5 protein-coding genes are annotated in these 3,813 nt (G+C 68.6%); all 5 read right to left on the bottom strand.

Translation table 11 applies throughout. From position 1 onward, the window contains the following. Positions 1-29 precede the first annotated feature (29 nt). The gene (locus tag U9977_RS00025) at positions 30-239 is read right to left on the bottom strand and encodes a hypothetical protein (protein WP_322747041.1); all 210 of its coding nucleotides are present in this window, start codon (positions 237-239) and stop codon (positions 30-32) included. 230 nt (positions 240-469) lie between these two features. Then, the gene (locus U9977_RS00020) at positions 470-787 is read right to left on the bottom strand and encodes a hypothetical protein (protein ID WP_322747040.1); all 318 of its coding nucleotides are present in this window, start codon (positions 785-787) and stop codon (positions 470-472) included. 270 nt (positions 788-1,057) lie between these two features. Next, positions 1,058-2,815: a PEP-utilizing enzyme gene (locus U9977_RS00015; protein WP_322747039.1), complete on the bottom strand. Its 1,758-nt coding sequence runs from the start codon at positions 2,813-2,815 to the stop codon at positions 1,058-1,060. 174 nt (positions 2,816-2,989) lie between these two features. After that, on the bottom strand, positions 2,990-3,451 hold the full coding sequence (locus U9977_RS00010) for a VOC family protein (RefSeq protein ID WP_322747038.1): 462 nt from the start codon (positions 3,449-3,451) through the stop codon (positions 2,990-2,992). Positions 3,452-3,456: 5 nt separating this feature from the next. Beyond that, the gene (locus tag U9977_RS00005) at positions 3,457-3,600 is read right to left on the bottom strand and encodes a hypothetical protein (protein ID WP_322747037.1); all 144 of its coding nucleotides are present in this window, start codon (positions 3,598-3,600) and stop codon (positions 3,457-3,459) included. Positions 3,601-3,813: the final 213 nt, after the last annotated feature.

Below are 3,813 nucleotides of genomic sequence, written 5' to 3'. Positions count from 1 at the left end.
CAGCACCGGCGGGAACAGCACCGGCGTATTCACAATCTGGTGACGAACACGGTACGGGGTGGGTGATACTCCACGACGAGAACCCGCGCTCCGACCGCGATCGTCACACCGTCCTCAGCGGCATAGGCGTGGAACGCCTCCGCACCCCCGCGCACGGAGACCATCACCTCGCCCACTACACCCGGCATGATCGTCCCAGTGACCCGGGCCGTCTTGCCCAGCATGATCTGATCGGCCATGCACTCTCCCACTCGGCGTCGGGATTGAGCATAGACACTCACGGTTCCCGACGGTAAGCCCTCATTGGGAGATCCAAACGCCACTGTCGCGAGCACGACGGGTCATCCCACCCGCACGGCTCAACGATGTGAATCTGATGCTCTTCCCACAGCACCAGATTCACATCGTTCCCAAAGAGCGGCCGGGCCGCCGTCCGAACGGCGAACCCCAAAGAGCGGCCGGGCCGCCGTCAGGACGGAGAGGACGGAGAGGACGGCGAGGACGGCGAGGACGGCGAGCCGCTCGGAGTTCCACCGCGCCAGGCGTCGGCGCCAGCTGATGTGGCCGCTGAGGTGGCCGCCCTGGCCTGCGCCACCTTGAGTTTCGCGATCTCGCTGGGCGGCACCTCCAGCTGCTCCGCCCACCGCCGGGTCGCCGACACCACCGCGACGCTGAGCACAACCATGCCCGTCGCCCCCAACAGGCCACCGATCCCGACGAGCAGACCCCCGCCTATCAGGAGTCCTCGACTGGGCTGAAATCCCCGGTCATATTCCTGATCAGCCATCATCCGCCACCTTGTCGTCTGCGACCGTGTCCGTCACCCTGTCGCCCATCGGTGATGGTGTACGCGAGCGGCACCACCACGAGCCGTGCGACATCAGCCCGGAGCTTCTCCGTCACCGATTCTGTCCACCCAGGGCTGCGGTACATCACCCACTGCGAGTGGTTCAGGAGTACAGACCCGATATGCGGGCGGGTGGACGATGACACGCGGACGGGCTCAGACGCCGGGCGGGCGACGAAACGCGGGTGGACGATGACACGCGGACGGGGCTCAGACTCCGGTGGTGCCTGCGGCGGCCAGGGGCGCGGCCGAGAGCACCGTGACAGTGCCGGCGTTGCCGTCCACAGTCACTTCAACACCGTCGCGCAGCCGCGACGTGCCGTCCCCCACCGAGATGACACACGGGATGCCGAGCTCCCGGCAGACCACGACCGCGTGGCTGTTGAGCCCACCCACGTCCACCACGGCCGCGCCGGCCACGAGGAACAGCGGCGTCCACGCCGCGTCCGTGATCGGGGAGACGAGGACCTCGCCGGGTTCGAGAGCGTCACACTCGGCCAGATCGGTGACCACCCGAACGCGGCCGGTATAGGTCCCGTGGCTGCCTCCGACGCCGGTGAACACATCCCCCACGATCGCCGGCTCCGGACGCTCCCGGTCCCGGCGCGGCCAGCGCTCGATGTCGGGGTCCTGCGCGACGAAGAACGGCGGCTCCAGCTCGGCGAGCTCGCCGTATTCGACCAGCCGCTGTGCGATGACCTCGGTGAAGCGGGCCGGGTCGGCGAGGTAGGCGTCGAGCTCATCCGCGAGCAGCATCATGACGTCCTCGGGCCGACCGAAACGGCCGGCCACGACACCGCGGCGACCGAGCTCACGGATTGTCATCCGGATCTCGTGCAGGGCGGCGACACAGTTGGCCTTGGTGCGTTCCCGCGCGGGCATCCAGACGTCGACGGCCTGCATGCCCACGTCGAACGTGGCCAGCGCCTGCGCGTTGTCGGCGAGCACCGTGCGGATCTCCGCCGCGGTCTGTGTCCGGCGGGCGGCGAGTGCCTCGTGGCGCACCGCCGGCGAGTGCGACTCCGGGCTGTTGCGGAGCCGGTCGACCAGGGTGAGCGCCGCGGTCAGGTCCACCTCCCACGGCAGGGAGTGGATGTCCCACTCGTTGGGACCGCGATCACCGTAGTCGCCGAGGAACGCGGCGAAGGCATCGCGGAACGCACCGACGTCGCCGGTGGCATCGGTGTCCAGCGCGGCGGCCACCGTGGCCGAGCCCTTGTCGAACAACGCGGCCAGCTCGCCGGACCCCACCACGATGCGCGACAGGTTCCACAACCCCACCGCCGGCGAGGCGGAGTCGATGTCGCCGATGCCGCTGATCAGATCGAGCAGATCGCCACCGCGGCCCACGCTTTCGCACAGCGGTCCGAGGATGCCGGGCCCGAAGCTCGCCGGGAGGGTGGAGACCAGGTGCCGGTAGAAGATGCTCTTCTCGCTCTCGTCGAGCAGCGCCCGGGCCCGGGCGACCAGCTCGGCGTCGGACAGGGCCGTGAGGTCGGGCCGGTCACGGCGCATCGCCCGCACACGCTCGCGGTCCGCCACGGCATCGGTGAACTCCGTGACCGCGAGCAACCGTTGCACCGAGGCGCCGGCAGCCGCCGAGCGCTCGGCGTCCACATGGTCGGGATGGAAAACGTAGGCGGGGATGTCGGGGCGCTGGCCGACGAAGGCCAGGTCGGTCTGCTCCACCGGCATGCCCAGGCGCAGGGAGAACAGCCTCATGTGGGACAGGTTCAGGTAGAAGTAGCTCCCGAAGAGCCCCGCGATCTCGGGCCGGTCGATCGACAGCTCATCCTCGCGGTAGACGCCGATGTCGATGAAGCCCTGCCGCCAGGCCCGCAGCACGTGCACATAGGCGAGCGTCCAGCCCAGCGGGCTCGCGGGCTCGGGCAGCGTCTCGCCCGCGTTTGCCCTGGTGTAATGCGGCAGCCGCGGGCTGCGCTCCCAGTCTGCGACCCAGCTCTGCACGACGCGTCCCTTCTCCCCTGACGCCAGGCGCCAGTACGGACATCCATGTGGTGGCCGTCATTGATGTGACGGCCATTACATGGCACTAACTATGTGTTGTCAACAGAAAGTCCGGGAAGTGTGCCCGACCCGCGCAGCCGGGCTCACCCGGCCGGGCTCATCAGGCCGGGCTCATCAGGCCTGCCGAAGATCCTCGACCAGCTCGATGACGTTACCCTCGGGATCGGCCCAGAAGGCGATCCGCCGCCCGCTCGCCTCGACCAGCGCCGGGTCCGAGCGCGGGCTCGCTCCCCCGTGGCGCATCCGCTCGGCGACCGCTGCGGCGTCGGTGACGTACAGGGTCAGGTAGGCAAGGCCGCGGCGGGTGGCGATCGGCACGGCGGGGGTGACCGCAGCCGTGTCGGCGGTGGGACGCACCAGCTTGATCCGTTCTCCCCACGGCGTGCGTAGCCAGACCACCGTGGTCGCCCCGCCCAGGCCCAGCTGCGCGTTGAGCTCGGCCGGGACATCGGAACGGCGTACCTCACTACATCCCAGCGCCTCGGTGTAGAAGCAGACCATACCGGCCAGGTCGGCGACGACGATCCCGACCTCCAACGCTCGGGTCATGACCGCCGAGGGAGCCGATGGCGACATCGCGGTCACAGTCCTCGCCTTCCAGCTTCTCGAATCAGGGGAACGTGCTGGGCGAACCGGTGGGAGCCCGTCTGCGCCGCCGGCGGGCTGCCGGTGGTCAGGCCGCCGTCCGCGGTGGCGAAGGGTGCGCTTTCATGATCGTCAACCAACCGTCACACCTCCTTGATCGCAATATGTCGTGACGCCCATCACAGCCAAGAAACTATAGAATATCGATAGTAAGTACCGAATGATCAAAAATGGACGATCAGGTCGGGACGGGCTGATCGCGGCCCCGCAACAGTGATCGCAACCTGCCGGCGAGTAACGGTAGAACCTCCGCCGGCGGCTGCGCACGCAGGCGGTTGGACAGGACCTCGATC

Origin of the sequence: Protofrankia sp. Cas8, from assembly GCF_963555845.1 — a bacterium.
Classification (GTDB): domain Bacteria; phylum Actinomycetota; class Actinomycetes; order Frankiales; family Frankiaceae; genus Protofrankia.
The sequence above is the reverse complement of the archived record's forward strand: the minus strand, read 5'-3'. Positions and strand labels throughout refer to the sequence as shown.

What these genes read in the sequence shown, in the direction of transcription:
- U9977_RS00025 (WP_322747041.1), bottom strand. Translation starts at nt 239, where the DNA reads ATGGCCGATCAGATCATGCTGGGCAAGACGGCCCGGGTCACTGGGACG.
- U9977_RS00020 (WP_322747040.1), bottom strand. Translation starts at nt 787, where the DNA reads ATGGCTGATCAGGAATATGACCGGGGATTTCAGCCCAGTCGAGGACTC.
- U9977_RS00010 (WP_322747038.1), bottom strand. Translation starts at nt 3,451, where the DNA reads ATGTCGCCATCGGCTCCCTCGGCGGTCATGACCCGAGCGTTGGAGGTC.